14 protein-coding genes are annotated in these 17,179 nt (G+C 53.0%); 12 read left to right on the forward strand and 2 right to left on the reverse strand.

What is annotated here, in order from left to right:
- Positions 1 to 11 precede the first annotated feature (11 nt).
- The 10 genes from SH527x_RS11220 to SH527x_RS11265 all read left to right on the forward strand — a co-directional run bounded on the left by SH527x_RS11220 (position 12) and on the right by SH527x_RS11265 (position 11,010).
- Entirely contained in the window at positions 12 to 1,031 is a 1,020-nt protein-coding gene (locus SH527x_RS11220) for an ATP-grasp domain-containing protein (protein WP_437190773.1), read from the forward strand.
- Entirely contained in the window at positions 1,028 to 2,065 is a 1,038-nt protein-coding gene (locus SH527x_RS11225; RefSeq protein ID WP_437190774.1) for a hydantoinase/oxoprolinase family protein, read from the forward strand. The genes SH527x_RS11220 and SH527x_RS11225 overlap by 4 nt, the downstream gene beginning before the upstream one ends.
- A 450-nt stretch (positions 2,066 to 2,515) precedes the next feature.
- On the forward strand, positions 2,516 to 3,661 hold the full coding sequence (locus tag SH527x_RS11230) for an FHA domain-containing protein (protein ID WP_437190775.1): 1,146 nt from the start codon (positions 2,516 to 2,518) through the stop codon (positions 3,659 to 3,661).
- A gap of 100 nt (positions 3,662 to 3,761) precedes the next feature.
- Positions 3,762 to 4,937 (forward strand): glycosyltransferase family 4 protein, encoded by a 1,176-nt coding sequence (locus SH527x_RS11235; protein ID WP_437190776.1) that lies wholly within the window; start codon positions 3,762 to 3,764, stop codon positions 4,935 to 4,937.
- A 151-nt stretch (positions 4,938 to 5,088) separates the two neighbouring features.
- Positions 5,089 to 6,579: a signal recognition particle protein gene (gene ffh, locus SH527x_RS11240; RefSeq protein ID WP_437190777.1), complete on the forward strand. Its 1,491-nt coding sequence runs from the start codon at positions 5,089 to 5,091 to the stop codon at positions 6,577 to 6,579.
- A 130-nt stretch (positions 6,580 to 6,709) separates the two neighbouring features.
- Positions 6,710 to 7,054: a 30S ribosomal protein S16 gene (gene rpsP / locus SH527x_RS11245; RefSeq protein ID WP_437190778.1), complete on the forward strand. Its 345-nt coding sequence runs from the start codon at positions 6,710 to 6,712 to the stop codon at positions 7,052 to 7,054.
- Between the two features lie 214 nt (positions 7,055 to 7,268).
- On the forward strand, positions 7,269 to 7,973 hold the full coding sequence (gene trmD, locus SH527x_RS11250) for a tRNA (guanosine(37)-N1)-methyltransferase TrmD (RefSeq protein ID WP_437190779.1): 705 nt from the start codon (positions 7,269 to 7,271) through the stop codon (positions 7,971 to 7,973).
- Between the two features lie 112 nt (positions 7,974 to 8,085).
- Positions 8,086 to 8,463 carry a 50S ribosomal protein L19 gene (gene rplS / locus SH527x_RS11255; RefSeq protein ID WP_437190780.1) on the forward strand — a complete coding sequence of 126 codons (378 nt, stop codon included), beginning with the start codon at positions 8,086 to 8,088 and terminating at the stop codon, positions 8,461 to 8,463.
- Between the two features lie 150 nt (positions 8,464 to 8,613).
- A complete protein-coding gene (locus SH527x_RS11260) occupies positions 8,614 to 9,018 on the forward strand; it encodes a YraN family protein (RefSeq protein WP_437190781.1) in 405 nt (134 codons plus the stop codon).
- 405 nt (positions 9,019 to 9,423) lie between these two features.
- Positions 9,424 to 11,010, forward strand: coding sequence for a Gfo/Idh/MocA family oxidoreductase (locus SH527x_RS11265; protein ID WP_437190782.1), 1,587 nt, complete (start codon positions 9,424 to 9,426; stop codon positions 11,008 to 11,010).
- A gap of 112 nt (positions 11,011 to 11,122) precedes the next feature.
- Here the strand turns inward: SH527x_RS11265 and SH527x_RS11270 are convergent, their stop codons facing one another.
- Positions 11,123 to 11,746, reverse strand: a complete 624-nt coding sequence (locus SH527x_RS11270; protein WP_437190783.1) for a phosphopantothenoylcysteine decarboxylase domain-containing protein — start codon at positions 11,744 to 11,746, stop codon at positions 11,123 to 11,125.
- Positions 11,747 to 11,983: 237 nt separating this feature from the next.
- Positions 11,984 to 13,408 (reverse strand): tetratricopeptide repeat protein, encoded by a 1,425-nt coding sequence (locus tag SH527x_RS11275; protein WP_437190784.1) that lies wholly within the window; start codon positions 13,406 to 13,408, stop codon positions 11,984 to 11,986.
- Between the two features lie 435 nt (positions 13,409 to 13,843).
- Here SH527x_RS11275 and SH527x_RS11280 point away from each other — a divergent pair, with 435 nt between their 5' ends.
- Both SH527x_RS11280 and SH527x_RS11285 read left to right on the forward strand, forming a co-directional pair.
- Positions 13,844 to 15,898 carry a thioredoxin domain-containing protein gene (locus tag SH527x_RS11280; RefSeq protein ID WP_437190785.1) on the forward strand — a complete coding sequence of 685 codons (2,055 nt, stop codon included), beginning with the start codon at positions 13,844 to 13,846 and terminating at the stop codon, positions 15,896 to 15,898.
- Between the two features lie 552 nt (positions 15,899 to 16,450).
- Positions 16,451 to 16,822 carry an STAS domain-containing protein gene (locus tag SH527x_RS11285; RefSeq protein WP_437190786.1) on the forward strand — a complete coding sequence of 124 codons (372 nt, stop codon included), beginning with the start codon at positions 16,451 to 16,453 and terminating at the stop codon, positions 16,820 to 16,822.
- The last annotated feature ends 357 nt before the right edge of the window (positions 16,823 to 17,179 follow it).

The raw sequence follows: 17,179 nt of genomic DNA on the forward strand, positions 1-17,179 counted from the left end.
GAGCCTCATTCATGAAAATTCTTGTCAGTGAATTTGTTTGCGGCGGCGGATGGCCAGCATCCTGCCTGCCCCCACTCCTTTTTTCAGAAGGACGTGGGATGCTGCAGGCGATTGTCAACGACCTGTGCCGCCTTCCCGGGGTCACAATCGAGACCACACTCGACCAGAACCTTCTGGAACTGATTTCACTCCCTGAAGAGGTGACCATCATTCCAGTGGAGTCGGAATCGGTCAGCGATGAATGGGAAACACTGCTCGACCGAGCACAGAACTGCGACGGTGTTTTCCTGATCGCACCGGAGATCGATGGAATTCTGCTCGACCGCGTCGAGCGATTCAAGGAGGCAGGCGTCCGCCTGTTCAACTCCGATTGCGATGCCGTTCGACTCACCGCAGACAAGCTTGAGACCTACAAATTCTGCGTTCGCAACGATATTGCCACGATCGAAACACGTCCGGCATGGAACCTTCAATTTGAAGATCCACCATGGCCGGCAACTGTCGTCAAACAACGCCACGGGGCCGGTGGCCTCGACATGCAGTTGCTGACCTGCACCGAGGAATATCTGCAGTTCTGTGACAATGTCGAACTCGACCAGTTCATCATGCAGCCCTACATCAAGGGACAGGCAATCTCCGTTGCCACCATTATTTCTGGTCCTGACGATGTCCTGATCCTTCCGGTGGGAGCACAAAAATTCTCGCCGGAAAACCAGTTTGCCTACGTCGGCGGTCAAATCCCGATCCAGCTGAAAAATATCGAAGCCATCGAAGCTCTTGTCCGCAAAGTGGTCGCGTTAATCCCGGGGCTATACGGATGGACTGGTTTCGACATCATGATTCCGGATGACTCTCCGACAGACCCATTGGTCGTTGACATCAATCCACGCCTGACAACCAGCTATATCGGGTATCGAGCCCTCTCTGATACCAATCTCGCCGCATGGCTCATCAACCCCGGACTCAGACCGGCCCCGACTTTTCGTGGGCAAGTTCGATTTCAGTCTAATTCGCAGCTGGAAATTCAATGAGTACCCCCATCGGACTCGACATCGGCGGTGCCAACATCAAGGCCGCAGATGGCAAAGTCGCACTCTCGGTGCCATTTGCTTTGTGGAAAGAACCAGAGAACCTTCCGCAGGCACTCTCCAGCATCCTGAACACATTCCCAGCTGGTTCCCCACTTGCTGTCACCATGACAGGGGAACTTGCCGACTGTTTCGAAACAAAAGCAATCGGCGTTCATCACATCCTTTCCGCAGTGGAACAAGCAGGATCAGGTCGCTTCATCGGCGTCTGGCAAACTGCGGGAGAGTTTGTTTCAGTAGAGGATGCTCGCGATCTGCCTTCACTTGTCGCCGCCGCAAACTGGCATGCACTCGCCACCTGGGCCGGCCGGATCGCCCCTGTCGGTCGTGGGCTCGTTGTCGATATCGGGTCCACAACCACCGACATTATCCCGATCGAAGATGGACTCCCCATGACTCGGGGAACGACGGATCGAGAACGACTGGCGACGGGAGAACTGCTTTATCTGGGCGTGCGACGGACCCCGTTGAACAGTCTTGTCAACGAGGTCACCGTCAAAGGGAGACGCACCACACTGGCGCGTGAGTCATTTGCGACAACGCACGACCTGCATGTCATCCTGAAAGACCTTCCGGAAGAACCGCAGAACTGCGAAACCTCCAACGGTCGCCCCATGACGATCGAGCACGCAAAAGTGCGTCTTGCCAGAATGCTCTGCTCCGATCTCGACGAAACACAGGACGATGAGATTCTCGATCTGGCCAAATCCCTCAGCACAATTGAACAGCTTTTGTTTCTGGGTGCCTTTCGACGAGCGTGGGCGTCACAGGAAGTTCCCCATGCGATTCTGCTGGCTGGAGAAGGTGAATTCCTCGCCAGACGCGCCCTGCAAGGAGCGGCACTCTTTCCTTCCGATATGGAAATTCTGTCCCTGCAATCGCTGATGGGACCACAACACTCCATCGCCGCATGCGCAGAAGCACTTTCCCGACTCGCCATCGAAAGAAACTTCGAGCAGCACGGCTCCTTTTTTTGATTTCTCAGACAAAACTTCCGGAAACCGACGCATCTCGTCTGACAGCCTGAGGTTCAAAAACTGAAATCCGGTTTATCCAGACCGCCGCCGCGAATTAAAAATCCGGAGGCGACATCTCTCGCAATCGGTGCGTGACAAATGTGTTACAACACATACAACTGTCTCTCACTGGTCGCCAGAGCAGGTCTGCAAATCGATCTTGCAGACTCCGGTTTGACCAGAAGCGACTCGTCCCCCATAATTGAAATTTGGCGAACATGCGAATCACTCAAACGAAGTCGTACACATAACGTACGAATCCGCATTGATCGCAAGCGAAACCACTCAAGCACGGTAGGCATGTTGAATTGACCATCACCTCGAATTGGCGGGCTCCCAAGTGAGGTCGGTGCTGGTATGCGAATGACCACGCAGAAATTCCAATTCAGATAGCGGGAAAATTCCGGCGACATGGATGATCAATTCTCATCAATGCTGACATATGCAACTGCCACCCCCAGCCCCATTCGCCTCCAAATCCGTGATGCAGACGGAAATGTTCGGGACGAAGAATACACCACTTCTCAGGTGCTGATCGGACGGGGCCCCGGGTGCGATCTTCAGTTTGCAGATAAAACCGTCTCCAGTCGACACGCACTTTTGCAGGCAATCGGGCCTCGAATTGCCTATATCGACCTCCTCAGCGTTGGGGGAATTCAGGCCACTGGACCAAAATTCAGTGGGTGGATCTCACCTGAGCACGTCTTCAAAATCGGTCGAAACGAAGTCCGATTGATCGCTGACGACTGGGTCTACGACGATACACTTCCCTCCCCGCAGGAATTTCGCCCCCGCGATGAATTCCGAGCGGAATACGGGCTGCTGCCTCTGGTTGAACTGGAACTTCTCAACACAGCTCACCAGGGAACACGTTGGCCAATCAACCGCATTGTGACCCTGATCGGACGCGACGATCGTTGCCGCATCACAATTGCTGATGACCGAATTTCACGAGTCCAGAACGCATTGTTGCTGCTCCCATCCGGTCTCTGGACAATTGACCTGATCGGAAACACAAGTCTGCATCTGCACGGCGCTCCCACTCCCGGTGGCCTTCTTTCTCCTGGAACGGAAATGGAGATCGGCCCCTACCGCCTAACCGCTCACTACCAACCTTCTCCGCACCACCAGTCTCACCCTGTACAGCAACCAGCAATGTTGAATACATCCAGCACGGAGCAGGCGTTTTTAACCCGGTCAAACCGCATTTTCCAGACAGATTACTATCACGATACAATTATCGTGTACCCACAGGGTGAGTCCTACTTCTTCAAAGATGTTCACATTGAAGCAAGTCGCGTCGTTGATGTGATTTCACAGTACGGCATCACAAACCTTGTGATTGACTACAGCCGTTGCGTCCAGCTTCCGTACATGGCACTGGAAGGGCTGACGTCGATCTGCCGTTCCATCACTGGCCGCAGAGCACAATGCAGCGCGAATGAATCGACCTATAACGTCATCGCCAGCGCTCCATTACTCAAAAGCATTCCTCACTTCCAGACGATCAACGACGCCGTTCAGGCGATTTACGTTCCCGTCCAGACCGCTCCCTGAGCCGATTGCGTGACCTGAGTTCCAGAAGATCACGATTCCGCCAGGCGAAAACACAGCAATTTCGAACTGCAATCACAGCCATGACGAATGAGTCCTCCCAGTGAATGTCGTTCACATCATTACTCGACTCATTCTGGGGGGCGCGCAGGAAAACACCCTGCAAACCTGCATTAACCAGCATTCAATTCATGGCGATCAAGTCACCCTGATTACCGGTCCAGCCGTCGGGCCAGAGGGGAGCTTGATGGAGAAGGCCCTCGCCAGTGGATTCCGTGTCGATCTGGTCCCCAGCCTGATCCGAAGCATTCATCCCTGGCATGACTGGCGCGCTTACCGCCAGACAAAAAAGCTGCTTCGGGAAATCAAGCCAGACATCGTCCACACCCACAGCTCAAAAGCCGGAATCCTGGGGCGTCTTGCCGCAAAATCGCTGGGAATCCCGGTCGTTCACACCATTCATGGGGCCTCATTCCACTTCGGGCAATCCCCATTCGTCTACAAAACCTACGTTGCTCTCGAAAAACTGGCCGCAGGCTGGACCGACCATTTCATCAGTGTCGCCGATGACATGTCGCGGGAGTATGTCGAAGCCGGCATTGCTCCTCCGGAGAGTTTCACCACGGTTTACAGCGGATTTGACGTCGACCCGTTCCTGACTCCTCCCCGCCCGCCAGCAGACGTTCGTCGAGAACTGGGCCTTCAGCCGGATGACATCGTGGTGGGGAAGATTGGAAGGCTATTCCACCTGAAGGGACACGAATTCATCCTCCAAGCGGCCCCCAGAGTGATCGCCGCGAACCCCAAAGTAAAATTCGTCTTCATCGGTGACGGAATATTGCGATCCCAGTTCGAAGAACAAATCGCAAATCTTGGGCTGACAAACAATTTTGTTTTCACAGGACTTGTCCCTCCCACACGGATCCCCGAGCTGATGGGAGCCCTCGACATCGCTGTTCACACCAGCCAATGGGAAGGGCTGGCCCGTGTACTTCCTCAAGCGCTCATCGCCGGTAAACCTGCCATCTCCTACGACGTCGGCGGAGCTAGAGAAGTGGTGATTAACGGCGAAACTGGGTATTTACTCGCCAGAGACACCATCGATCCACTCGTCGACTCCATTCTGAAGCTGGCAGGAGATGCGACGCTGCGGCAGACGATGGGAGCCAAAGGGCGTGACCTGTTCGCCAACCGATTTCGACACCAGACCATGTCGGAAGAGATCGAGAAAGTCTACAAAAACGTCCTCGCCAAGAAAAAACAGACGCGATCGAGCTGAGTTTTCACGCCGCTTTGCACGATTTTAAGGGTCAAAACGTCAGTTCCGGGTCTCTGGTCTCTCTTTCGTAGGGCGGCGACTCTCTGTTGGCGGAAAATTTGCTATACTCCGAAACTCGAAAAATTTACGACGACTCAATTGAGATCCAGTGATGTTTGAATCGATCACTCAGAACCTTGGCGAAGCACTGGGCAGCCTCGCTCGGGGACGACTGACAGAATCCAATATTCGCGAGAGCATGGGGAAAGTCCGCCAGGCTCTCCTTGAAGCGGACGTAAACTACGACGTAGCAAAGTCTTTCATCCAGCGCGTCACCGACGAAGCCGTCGGCGAAAAAGTGCTGAAATCTTTGCGCCCCGCGGAACAAATTGTCGGAATCGTCTATCAGGAACTGACCAACCTGATGGGGCCGGTCGAACATTCTCTCGCCGTAAAACGGGGAGAATTGTCGATCATCATGATGTGCGGTCTGCAAGGGGCAGGAAAAACCACCACTTGCGGTAAACTCGCACGCATGCTGAAAGAGCAAGGCCATAAGCCGATGCTCGTTGCTGCCGACTTGCAGCGCCCAGCGGCGATCGAACAGCTTCGCGTGCTCGGCGAACAACTGGATGTTCCCGTTTACTGGGAAGAAGCCAGCAAAAGCGACCCGGTTCGGGTGTGCGTCAACGCCAAAAAAGAAGCCAGTGCCCATAGCTGCAATGTTCTGATTCTGGATACCGCCGGCCGTTTGCACGTCGACGATTCCCTGATGAAAGAGTTGATGCAGATCGACAACAAGCTGATGCCAGATCAGGCATTGCTTGTTTGCGACGCAATGACAGGGCAAGACGCTGTCAACAGCGCCAAAGCGTTCAACGAGGCCCTCGAACTCGACGGGGTGATCCTCACCAAGCTGGACGGGGACACCCGTGGGGGTGCCGCCCTCTCCATTAAAGCTGTCACCGGCGTTCCGATTAAATTTATCGGTGTCGGTGAGCAACTCGACAGACTCGAACTTTTCCATCCCGACCGAATGGCCCAGAGAATTCTTGGCCAGGGGGACGTGGCGACCCTGCTCGAAACGGCTCAGCGAGTGCTGGACGCCGACGAAATGGAACGCCAACAGCAGAAAATGCTGGAAGGAAAGTTCACTCTCGATGACTTTTTAAGCGCCATGGCCCAGATCCAAAGACTGGGTTCAATGCGAAATCTGCTGAAGATGATCCCAGGAATGGGGCAGATGTCGCAGGCACTGGACGCCCTGAATGGGATGGACCCGGACAAGGACATTGGTCGGGTTCGGGCGATGATCCAGTCAATGACGCTTGACGAAAGAAGAAATCCTGAGAAAATCGACCGTTCGCGCCGAAACCGAATTGCACGCGGAAGCGGTACCGATCCGACGGAAGTCCATGATTTGCTTAAGCAATTCAAGGGAATGTCGGGGATGATGCAGCAGATGGCAGGCCTGGGATCAGGCGACCGGATGCGAAAAGTCCGCGAAATGCAGACGGAAATGATGAACCCTTTAGGGGGTTTAGGGCGAGAAAAGCAGAGAAGCAAGCGCGGACCTGTCGATAAAGACGTGTTGCGAGATAAAAAGAAGCAACAACGTCAGCAGGCTAAAGACGCACGCAAGAAGAATAAGAAACGGCGATAGACAGCGCGTCGGCAACTGTCAGTCGACGAGTATTTTTGTCAGCCGATTAAAGGCAGCGGAAAAGCAATTCCAGCTTTTCGGCGAATTCAACCGCCGGGTTTCGGCGATTTAGACGGTTCAGGAGATTTCAGTGGCGGTTCGTATTCGCATGAAGAAGCTCGGGCGGACACATCGTCCGTTCTTCCGTATTTGCATCATGGATCAGCAGAGCCCTCGTGACGGCAAAGCGATCGAAGAAGTGGGCACCTACGACCCGATGGTTCGCGATAAGTCAAAGCGCGTCTCCCTCAAGGTTGACCGTGTTGACCACTGGCTGTCGGTCGGTGCACAGCCTAGCGAAAAGGTCGCAGTTCTCATTCGCAAGTTCAGAGAAAACGATTGGGGTGAAGCAAAGTCTCCACCTCCGATGATGGCTCCACAAGTGAAAGCTGCTCCAGCTCCTGCTGAAGAATCTTCAGAAGAAGCTGCTGAGTAGTTCTGTATCTGCAATTCGACTGAGTCGTCGTGACGAACACCAGACAAACTGGTGTTCGGTTTCTCACGGATGTACTTAAGTCGAATTCGCTTTTGCGCAGACTTTCACGATCAGGGCAATTTACTAAAAAATCTGGACGGAATTCCGTGCAGAACATGGGCATGTTCGGGCAATTTCCGCTCGTAAACATGACTCATTATTTAATGTTGGACCTATGTTTCGTATCGACGTATTGACCCTGTTCCCCGGAATCTTCGACGGTTACCTGGGGCAGAGTCTGTTAAAAAAAGCGATCGATGCGGGTCTGGTCGATATCAACTTGTGGAATTTCCGCGAGTGGTCAACAGACAAGCACCAGTCTGTTGACGAACCACCATATGGTGGTGGACCGGGAATGTTGTTGAAATGTGAACCGATCTTCCAATGCGTGGAGTCGGTTCAGGCGATGGCCAATCCGGGACAGCTCATCATGCTGACCCCGCAAGGTCGTCCGCTCAACCAGCAACTGGTTCAAGAGCTATCGACAATGGACCGTATTCTTCTGCTCTGCGGACGATACGAAGGGTTTGACGACAGAATTATTCAGGGATTGAAACCACTTGAAGTCTCCGCTGGAGATTTCATCTGCAACGGTGGTGAAGTCCCTGCCATGCTGATCATCGATTCGGTGATTCGGCTGATACCTGGTGTCCTGGGGGACGAAACCAGTGCCAAATACGACTCTTTTTCAGAGTCGGCACTGCTGGAATACCCACAGTTCACCCGACCACGCGAATTTCGCGGAATGACCGTTCCTGATGTGTTACTAAGCGGTGACCACGGGGCGATCGCGAAATGGCGACATGAACAGAGCTTAGAACGCACCCGACAACGTCGGGGCGATTTATATCCCGGTCCCGCGACACCTTCGCGAGACTGACATCGTCGGGACAGCCGCCAGAGAAATTTTTCTCCTGCGAACAGACGATTGAATATCAGGTGAATGTGCCGTTGTCCCATTGGCACCGCTCCCGACAAATTGGAACAGATCCATGCGTAACAAACTGCTCGACATTGCAGAGAAATCAAGCCTGCGTCAAAACCCGCTGAATTTCAGCATCGGGGACACAGTTGACGTTCACACTCGAATTCTCGAAGGTGACAAAGAGCGAATCCAGATTTTCTCCGGCGTTGTGATTGCACGCCGCGGAAACGGAATGGCTGAAATGTTCACCGTCCGCCGCATCGTCGCAGGTGAAGGGGTCGAACGAACCTTCCCACTGAACTCACCAAAGGTCGCAGAAGTCGTCGTGAAGCGTCACGCTCGCGTTCGCCGCGCCAAGCTGTTCTACCTCCGCGATCGTATCGGAAAGGCAACCCGCCTTCGCGAACGCCGCGCAAAATCAGGCGAAGCAGCAACACAGAACTGAGTCGTCTCAGAGCAATCAGCTCTGGCATGTCTCTGAGTCATACAAAACGCTCTTGGTCCTATTCGGATCAAGAGCGTTTTTCGTTATCCTGAAGTTCAGACTCAGACATGAGGCCAAATCCGGTCCAGACCTGAACAGGAACTTCACCTGATGACGAATACTCGTCGCGGCTGGCTCTACCGACTCTTCGGGAATCGCGGAGAACGCGAAGCAGCCCGATTTCTGCGTCGAAAAGGCTACCGGATTCTCGCAAGGCAATACCGAAGCCACCATGGCGAGATTGACCTGATTGCACTCGACCAGAATGTCATCGTTTTTGTTGAAGTGAAAACGCGATCTTCACACGCTAAAGGTCACCCGGTCGAAGCTGTTGACTTCGCAAAGCAAAAGCAGATTTCTCAGGCTGCTCTGAACTGGACGAAACGTCGGCGCCTGCTCCACCACCGCGGCCGCTTCGATATTGTGGGGATCACCTGGGAAACTGGGAAACGCCCTGTAATTGAACACTATAAGGACGCGTTTTCTGCAGTCGGACGCGGTCAGATGTTCTCATAAATCCATCCTCAGGCGTCCATGCATCGACTCTCTGCAAAGCAGGACGCATCAACCTCAACAACTCTGTCAAAGCAGTCCATTTCACCAGGCCCGCAAATGACGTTTCCTTTAGATAAACGCCGATGGAATGATCTCGACATATCGGCCATCCCCGGAATGATCAATCTGGTATAGAATTTCAAGACCAACATTCGTTTCCGCTTCAAAATACCAGCGATGCCAGTCACAATAGAGAGACACTCCCCTTGTTGTGCTTGTCACTAATGGGGATGAATTCGCCTAAGTGAATCAAAAGATTCCCCGGACAGTCTCCATGAACGGTAACTGTCTGTTCGAGAAAAGACCCAGAGCTTCACCGAGTCGAACAATTCGAGACGAGACGTTCGCAGGACAGGAGAAAGAAAAATGGTACTCACACCAGAACAAGAAGGAATTGGGAAAGAAAATTTCTCCAATGCTGTGGACGGTCTGTCGGCGGGGGACTTGACCAGACGCGACGCCATAAAAGCAGCGGCAGCCGGAACTCTCGGGGTCGGTGCTGCTTACTTCGGTTACAAAGAACTGCAATCTGAACGTGTCCGTGTTGCCTTCATCGGAACCGGAGACGAAGGAAACATCCTTCTCAACGAGCACCCGGACAAGTACATGGAAGTCGTTGCGATCGCAGACCTGCGACCAACGAACCGCGAACGTGCTTTCAAAGGTGACGGCAACGACATCCGCATGGGCTTGATCAAGAAACTCGGCACTGAAGCCGCAGGGAAGATCGAGCGATTCAACAGTCACAAAGAAGTGATCGAGAACGCGAAGCGGCTCAATATTGAAGCCGTTATCATCGCGACTCCACTGGTGACACATGCTCCAATCGCAATCGACTGTCTCGATGCAGGACTTCACGTCCTGACAGAGAAGCTGATGGCTCGTACGGTCACTCAGTGCAAAGAGATGATTCGCAAGGCGAAAGAAAAGAACCTGCTGCTGGCCGTTGGTCATCAACGCCACTACAGCGTTCTTTATCACCATGCGAACAACATCGTCCAGAGCGGCGCTCTCGGCGACATCAAATACATCCGTGCTCAGTGGCACCGAAACAACAGCTTCCCGCATGGCGACAGCTGGGTGAAATCGGTTCCAAAAGCCGATGCAGAAGGCCTCAAGGGAACTGACCTTAAGGACTTCAAATTCCAGGACGTCGACAAGCTCGTTAACTGGCGTCTGTACAACGAAACTGGCGGCGGTCTGATGGCCGAGCTGGGAAGTCACCAACTGGATGCATGCAGCATCTTCCTGGGAAAAGTTCACCCGATTGCTGTCCACGGATACGGCGGGAAGAACTTCTACGGCATCGAAGGCGTCGGCCCGAGCGATAAGTGGAACGATCACCGCGAAATCGACGACGCGATCTACGTCACCTTCGAATTCCCTGGCAAGCACTACGAAAAGAATGATCGCGACATCTGTGTCGTGACTTATTCTTCAATCAGCACCAATAAGTTCGAACCTTACGGCGAACTGGTCTACGGCAGCCGCGGAACTCTGTTCATGAAGACAGAGAAAGAAGCAATGCTGTGGAAGGAAGAAGGTCGCGGTAGCACCGGGGGTGGACCGGATCAGCGTTTGTGGGCGATTTCCGGAAACGCAGCAGGCGGCGGACCAGTTCTTGAAGCGTATGAAACGACTTCAGGTGCGGCCAAAGCAAACAGCAGCGGAACCGATTGGGCAACCAACGTCAGCCGCGGGTATCGCGAAGAGATGGAGCACTTCTGCTACGCGATCCGCAATCAGGGACCAACCTTCTGGCCGAATGGAAAGCCAATTCCAGCAAGCGAAGGTGGCCTGCGCTGCAACGGTGTCGTCGCTATGGCAGATGCAATCATGGCTCTGACCGCCAACCTTGCAATGGCGAAGCGAAAGCGAATTGAGTTCAAAGCCGACTGGTTCGATCCAGAAAGCGATGCTGCTCCAGAAACCGACAAAGACATCATCGGATAGTCTGGTTTCAGATTGACTAAAAAAAGATGCCGCGTGCTTCTGCATGCGGCATCTTTTCGTTTGATGTGCGACGTTTTCAGGAGCAGGGCATCACAACAAAAGTCCCACTGCATCATTGGGAGACGGCTTGATCAATCCAGGTTGTCAGGCCAGTCGCGACTTCTGTCTTGGGGCCAGACCAGCGTGTGACCGTTTCGCCATCGGCTCCAATGAACTCACACTCATTGACCTCAGAACCAATCGCGCTCGGAGAATTCAACACGATCCAGTCGCAATTCTTGCGTCGTAATTTCTGGAGTGCATTTTCTCGTGGATTCTGAGCTTCAAGTGCAAAGCCGACGACCCAACGTTCTTCTTTCATCCGTCCCAGCTCAGCGAGAACGTCATCGGTTTCGATCATCTCGATCGTGATCGGGCCTCCGGTCTTGGAGAGCTTCCCTGAGACCCGTTCTTTGGGTTTGTAATCACAAACAGCTGCGGTCGCGATCACTCCATCACACTCAGGAAACAGGCGAACTGCCGTTTCTCTCATCTGGCCAGTGGTCATGACAGAATGGAACTCGCAACCGACCGGAGGTGTCATTTCGACCGGCCCGGAAACAAGAACAACGTCCCATCCCAATTGCAGCCCCGCTTGAACAATTGCGTAGCCCATCTTGCCACTGCTGGCATTGGACAAATACCGAACATCATCCAGGTATTCACGCGTCGGTCCAGCGGTCACAAGCACACGCATTCCCATTCCTTCTCAATCGGTCGAATCGACTTATCCAAATGCAAAACCCTCTCACTCGTGATTCAGTTCGAAAACTGACGAGTGAGAGGGAATCTTTTTCGGCCAGTTCTCATGTCCATTCAAAGACACAAGACCACAAGGCTTTGAGCATATCAGGGATCATTTGGCGAAATGGCGAAGAGCTGATCTACAGCCCTTCAACTCCCGTTCACCTTCACACGATCCTGAACTCCGACGTTACTTCGTCTGACTCACGGCAATCATTGACCCGCGATACGCTGACAGCTTTGGAAGTTTGTTCACAGTCGCTTGCTTGAAGTAAGCCTGTGCATCCGCAGCTCGCCCACGTCGTTGCAGCTCCATTCCGATGAAGTAATAGCCTTCGCACAACTGAGCGTTTCGGGCGGCTTCATCTTTTGAGCTGACAGATTGCAGCATTGCCGCGGCATCAAGTTTGCCGAGCTGGAACAGGACCAGCTTGTCAATCCAGTCCTGCTTGTCTTCTGCTTTGGCTGAAGATTCCGTATAGCTCGCGTTATCAATCTGCTGAAGACGCATTTCAGCACACAACTTCCAAGGCAACAGGAAACGCATGCGGTTATCAATTTTCAGTGCGTTGTTGAACGAAGCGAGAGCTCCAGTGAAGTCCTGTGCAAAGAACAGAGCAAACCCCAGGTCAGCATGAGCCATTGGGTTGCGAGATGCGTTCTGGGCAACCGTGCGGTAATCAGAAATCGCTTCCTGCAGGCGTCCGGCATTCAGACGCACAGTCGCACGCAGGTTCATCGCCCCGTACTGTTGTGGATCAACTGCCAGTGCCTGTGAAAGTGCTGTGTCTGCACTCGTCAGGTCTCCAGCTTCCATGTAAGCGAAACCACGATTGACGTATGCAGGAATGAACTTGCTGTCGACCTGAATTGCTTTATTGAAGTCGGCCAGAGCTTCGTGAGCACGTCCCTGAGCCTGAAGAAACATCCCGCGATTATTGTAGGTCACAGGATTTTCAGGAAACACTTCGACAACTTTACTGTAAGCGGCAATCGCTTCAGCAGGTGTCTTTGTTCGAGCAGCAACGTCAGCGGAGAGCATGTAAGCTGCGAGATGCTTTGGGTCGAGCTTCAACGTTTCTGCAATGTCATTTTGAACGGCAGGAAAGTCCTTCAGTTGAAGGTTTGCCTGAGCTCGCTGGTAGAACATGTTAGCACGCTGTTCAGGATCGAGGTCATCTCGTTCCAGTACAGAATCAGCAACAGTTCTGGCAGTCTGAGCATGGACTGGCTTGCCTTCCATCAACGACAGATGGCTCATCCCGAAAATGTAAGGCAGATAATATTCTGCCTTTCCTTTTCCTTCGTGACGAATCGCTTCACGGGAATCTGCGATCCCCTGGCGGACCAGTTCAACATTGCCGCTCACGATCCCGAGCTCGACTCGACTGCTTCCTCGCAAGTACAGAGCAATATGATCGTTAGGGTCCGTTGCCAAGACCTGATCACATGCCTGGATCGCTTTCGGGAAATCTCGTCCCTGATAGGCCGTGTTTGCAGCGTCGAGCAATGGATTTGGCTGCGGCGCTTGAGGAGCTGGTTGAGCCAGTGCAGTTGCGGCACTCAGCACCAACAGGGCAGCAGACAGAAATATTCCTCTAAACACACAAGACATCTTCCCAACTCCTTTCGGGCGACGAACCAATTCATCCTCAGTTAGTACTGAATCCAGAAAAGCAGGGCAAGAGCAAAGTTACCCAAGGTATCGCAACACCCTGCTTACGACAGAATCACCAGCAGTGCAAACCAGCCCACCCCAAACCATTATCATTGTGATTATCCATAAGAAACGACCGCTCCGACCCTGCGATCTTTCCGGCTCGTTTCAGATTCCATTCGTATTCTGGATCTACCTTGAACGGCAGTAACGGCACAAAGAAACCACATTCTGCTCCAATCGACGACGCACTCTGTAAAACATGCTCTAATAACAATGAGTGCGCCACTGTCGAATTGAAGATCTGTTCGATCACGTCACCAGCCGAATCGACTTCCAGTTCAAACGCCCAGCACTTCTGATTTCATTCTTTTCAAAACAGGCGAAACGCTCGTGTCACACGCACATCAGACAGACCGTCCAGCAAATGCGTTGGCCCACGAATCCAGTCCCTACCTGTTGCAGCACGCATTCAATCCCGTCAATTGGATGCCCTGGGGTCCTGAAGCGTTTGAAAAAGCACGAACCGAAGACAAACCGATCTTCCTCTCTGTCGGCTACAGTGCCTGTCACTGGTGCCACGTCATGGAGCGGGAGAGCTTCGAGAACGACACGATCGCCGCGTTTTTGAACGAACACTACGTCTCGATCAAGGTCGACCGCGAAGAACGGCCTGACATCGATCAGATCTATATGTCCGCAGTGCAGTTGATCACTCGGCGCGGGGGATGGCCGATGTCGGTCTTCATCACTCCGGAAGGGGCTCCATTCTATGGTGGCACCTATTGGCCGCCTCAATCGCGAATGGGGATGCCCGGCTTTCTCGATATTCTTAAGAAGCTCCAGGACTATTGGGCAAATCGCCGTCACGAAGTTGAGAACAGCGCATCGCAGCTGGTTGAGGCAGTTGATGGCCTTGCCGCTCCCGTCTTCGAACGGATTGAACTCGGACCTGAGACGATTAACAAAGCCACAGAAGAACTAGTCTCATCAGCAGATCGACGACTCGGAGGGTTTGGAGGCGCTCCTAAGTTTCCGCATCCAATGGACATTCGAGTTCTGTTGCGAGGCTGGAAACGGACTGGTAATCCGTTGGCCCTTGAGATGGCACTGTTGACGCTCAACAAGATGGCTCATGGCGGGATCTACGATCAGCTGGGAGGCGGATTTCATCGCTATTCGACAGACGCACACTGGCTGGTGCCTCACTTTGAGAAGATGCTCTACGACAATGCGTTGCTCGTCCCGGCTTATCTGGAGGCGTATCAGATCACGCAGGATCGTGCATATGCGGACACTGCCAGAGAGACACTTGAATACGTCCTTCGAGAGATGACCGCTCCAGAAGGCGGGTTCTATAGTGCTCAAGATGCGGACAGTGAAGGAGTGGAAGGAAAGTTCTTCGTTTGGACAGATCGCGAGATCATCCAGATTCTCGGCGAGACAGAAGGACAACTTTTCAACCGGTGCTATGACGTCACTCCGGGAGGCAACTGGGAAGGGCATTCCATTCTGAATCGTCCACAGAGCTGGACTGAACTGAGCGGACTGGAAGGAATCACAGTCGACGAACTCGAATCTCGACTCAGCGCCAGTCGAACGAAACTTCTCGCTGTCCGTGAGAAGCGAATTGCGCCAGGGCGAGACGACAAAATCCTCGTCAGCTGGAACGGGATGATGATTACCGCCTTCGCTCAGGCCTCATTGGTCCTGAATGAGCCGCGGTATCGCGACGCCGCAACCAATGCTTGTGACTTCCTGTTGAACAATGTCACAAATGATCAGGGAGAGCTGTTTCATAGTTACCAGAATGGGCAGGCTCGGTTCACCGCCTACTCGGACGACTACGCATGCCTGATCGACGGTCTGCTGGAAACGGCACAGGCGTCTGGTCGATGGGATCTGCTGACAAAAGCTCAGCAACTTGCGGATAATGCCATTTCGCGTTTCTTCGATAACGCTGATGGTGGCTTCTTCTATACGGCAAATGATCACGAAAAGCTGATCACACGAACCAAGGACTCACAGGACAACGCAACTCCTTCCGGAAACGGAATGATGGCCACAGCGTTGCTGAAACTCGGCCGGTTGACCTCCCGCACGGATCTGGAAGACAAAGCTGTTGCGACTCTGAATTACCTTTCAGGATTACTCGTGGAACATCCCCGAGCTGCCGGGCAAGCTGTGATGGCGCTCGACTTCCTCGTCGGTCCAACTTCCGAGATCGTCGTGACGGATGCGAATGATGGAAACGCTCAGACGTTCGCAACCACCATCTGGAAACGGTTCATCCCGAACAAGCTGTTTGTGCACTCACTCGCTGCATCCCCTGCTCCACTTGAGATCGTGGCAGGAAAGGGCGATCCACAACGATCGCTGCTTTACATCTGTGAGAGAGGAGTCTGCAGCACCCCGCTTACTGATGTTGAATCAGTGCCATCTCTCTGAAATTTCCTGAGACTTCGGCCCAAAAACGTGCTAATCGTTCAGGACTCGCCACAAGCTCGAAAACCGTCGGTATGACCGTTATTGCCTGACTGGAATTCAGTGGATCAGGTCCAGTGAAGGACAATCAACTTCACGAATCAATCTTAACTCATTAGTCTGGTTACCATCAATCGCGTTCCACGGAACAGCGGTTGTACGAACGATTTCGAGTACCGATCTGCGGCTCTCTGAATCTGTAGAATTCGTCGAAACGATTGGAAATTTGCGTCCTTGTTCGTTCGCGTTTACGTACTTAAACAGAGAGCCTTTCACTTGGTATTTTGGGGCGATCCTGAGATCCCGAGTGAGTGAACCTCCGGCAAGGTGTTGACCAGAAGCAACATCAAGATCGGAATGAGATTCAACAACGTGGAGATTTCATCACTTCAAAACGCCAGTGAAATCAGGTGAAGTGAAGTTCTTCCACTGCATGGGCCAGTACAGCTGTCGGCGAAGGTCACGCCCAGCACCGTTTTACCGAGGAACCGTCGATCTGTACGGGAGCGGCAATACATGCAACATCTAAAAATCTTCAACGTTGAAACCATTGGTGAAGCGATCATCGTCACCCCCAGAGGGGAAGGAAGCTCATTCCGCTATCAGGACCTGCATCTGGAAGCCAATGTCATTCGAGCACAGGTCAGTAAACCTGGCGTTCGCCAACTGCTGATTGACCTGAACAGCATGGAATACTTCGGGTCCGAATTTATCGGTGCACTCGTCTCGATGCTCCGTGAGATCAAAACTCGCAGAGGGACCGGGAACTTCTGTTGTGCCAATCCGCAAATGCTGCAGGTGCTCAGCAACATGAGCCTTCTCCGCCTGTGGCCCCATTTTGAAACGCGGGAAGAAGCCCTCTCTTCCGTCACCGCAACAAAGTCATAAATCACTCGCATCGGCGTGTAATTTCGAACGTCATTGTGAACCTGTCTTGGTTAGACAAACTAAGACAGTGATCACATGCACACGTCACTGCCTCCGCTATTCACCCCCGCCGAGAACACAAGGTGCTCGGACGTAAATGTGTTTGAATCGAGGCACAAACCCACGCCCGCCTGAACATTCGAAACGACCCGCACTATCGGCCCCACTCTGATCGCAATCTTCCGCAACAATCGCTGCAAGATTCTATACAGTAACGCGTTGCAGACAAATCACTGTCAGTTCAGATCAGACGTTCATTCTCAAGTCACTTGGCTCTGCTGACGATGTTTGGTTGTGCGACGGGGACGGATACTCGTC

This window comes from Planctomicrobium limosum (assembly GCF_051465645.1).
Taxonomy (GTDB): Bacteria; Planctomycetota; Planctomycetia; order Planctomycetales; family Planctomycetaceae; genus Planctomicrobium.

Coding starts and splice junctions, on each gene's coding strand:
- SH527x_RS11260 (WP_437190781.1), top strand. CDS start 8,614: ATGACGAATACTCGTCGCGGCTGGCTCTACCGACTCTTCGGGAATCGC.
- SH527x_RS11270 (WP_437190783.1), bottom strand. CDS start 11,746: ATGCGTGTGCTTGTGACCGCTGGACCGACGCGTGAATACCTGGATGAT.
- SH527x_RS11225 (WP_437190774.1), top strand. CDS start 1,028: ATGAGTACCCCCATCGGACTCGACATCGGCGGTGCCAACATCAAGGCC.
- SH527x_RS11275 (WP_437190784.1), bottom strand. CDS start 13,408: ATGTCTTGTGTGTTTAGAGGAATATTTCTGTCTGCTGCCCTGTTGGTG.
- trmD (WP_437190779.1), top strand. CDS start 7,269: ATGTTTCGTATCGACGTATTGACCCTGTTCCCCGGAATCTTCGACGGT.
- ffh (WP_437190777.1), top strand. CDS start 5,089: ATGTTTGAATCGATCACTCAGAACCTTGGCGAAGCACTGGGCAGCCTC.
- SH527x_RS11265 (WP_437190782.1), top strand. CDS start 9,424: ATGGTACTCACACCAGAACAAGAAGGAATTGGGAAAGAAAATTTCTCC.
- SH527x_RS11285 (WP_437190786.1), top strand. CDS start 16,451: ATGCAACATCTAAAAATCTTCAACGTTGAAACCATTGGTGAAGCGATC.
- SH527x_RS11220 (WP_437190773.1), top strand. CDS start 12: ATGAAAATTCTTGTCAGTGAATTTGTTTGCGGCGGCGGATGGCCAGCA.
- SH527x_RS11230 (WP_437190775.1), top strand. CDS start 2,516: ATGGATGATCAATTCTCATCAATGCTGACATATGCAACTGCCACCCCC.
- rplS (WP_437190780.1), top strand. CDS start 8,086: ATGCGTAACAAACTGCTCGACATTGCAGAGAAATCAAGCCTGCGTCAA.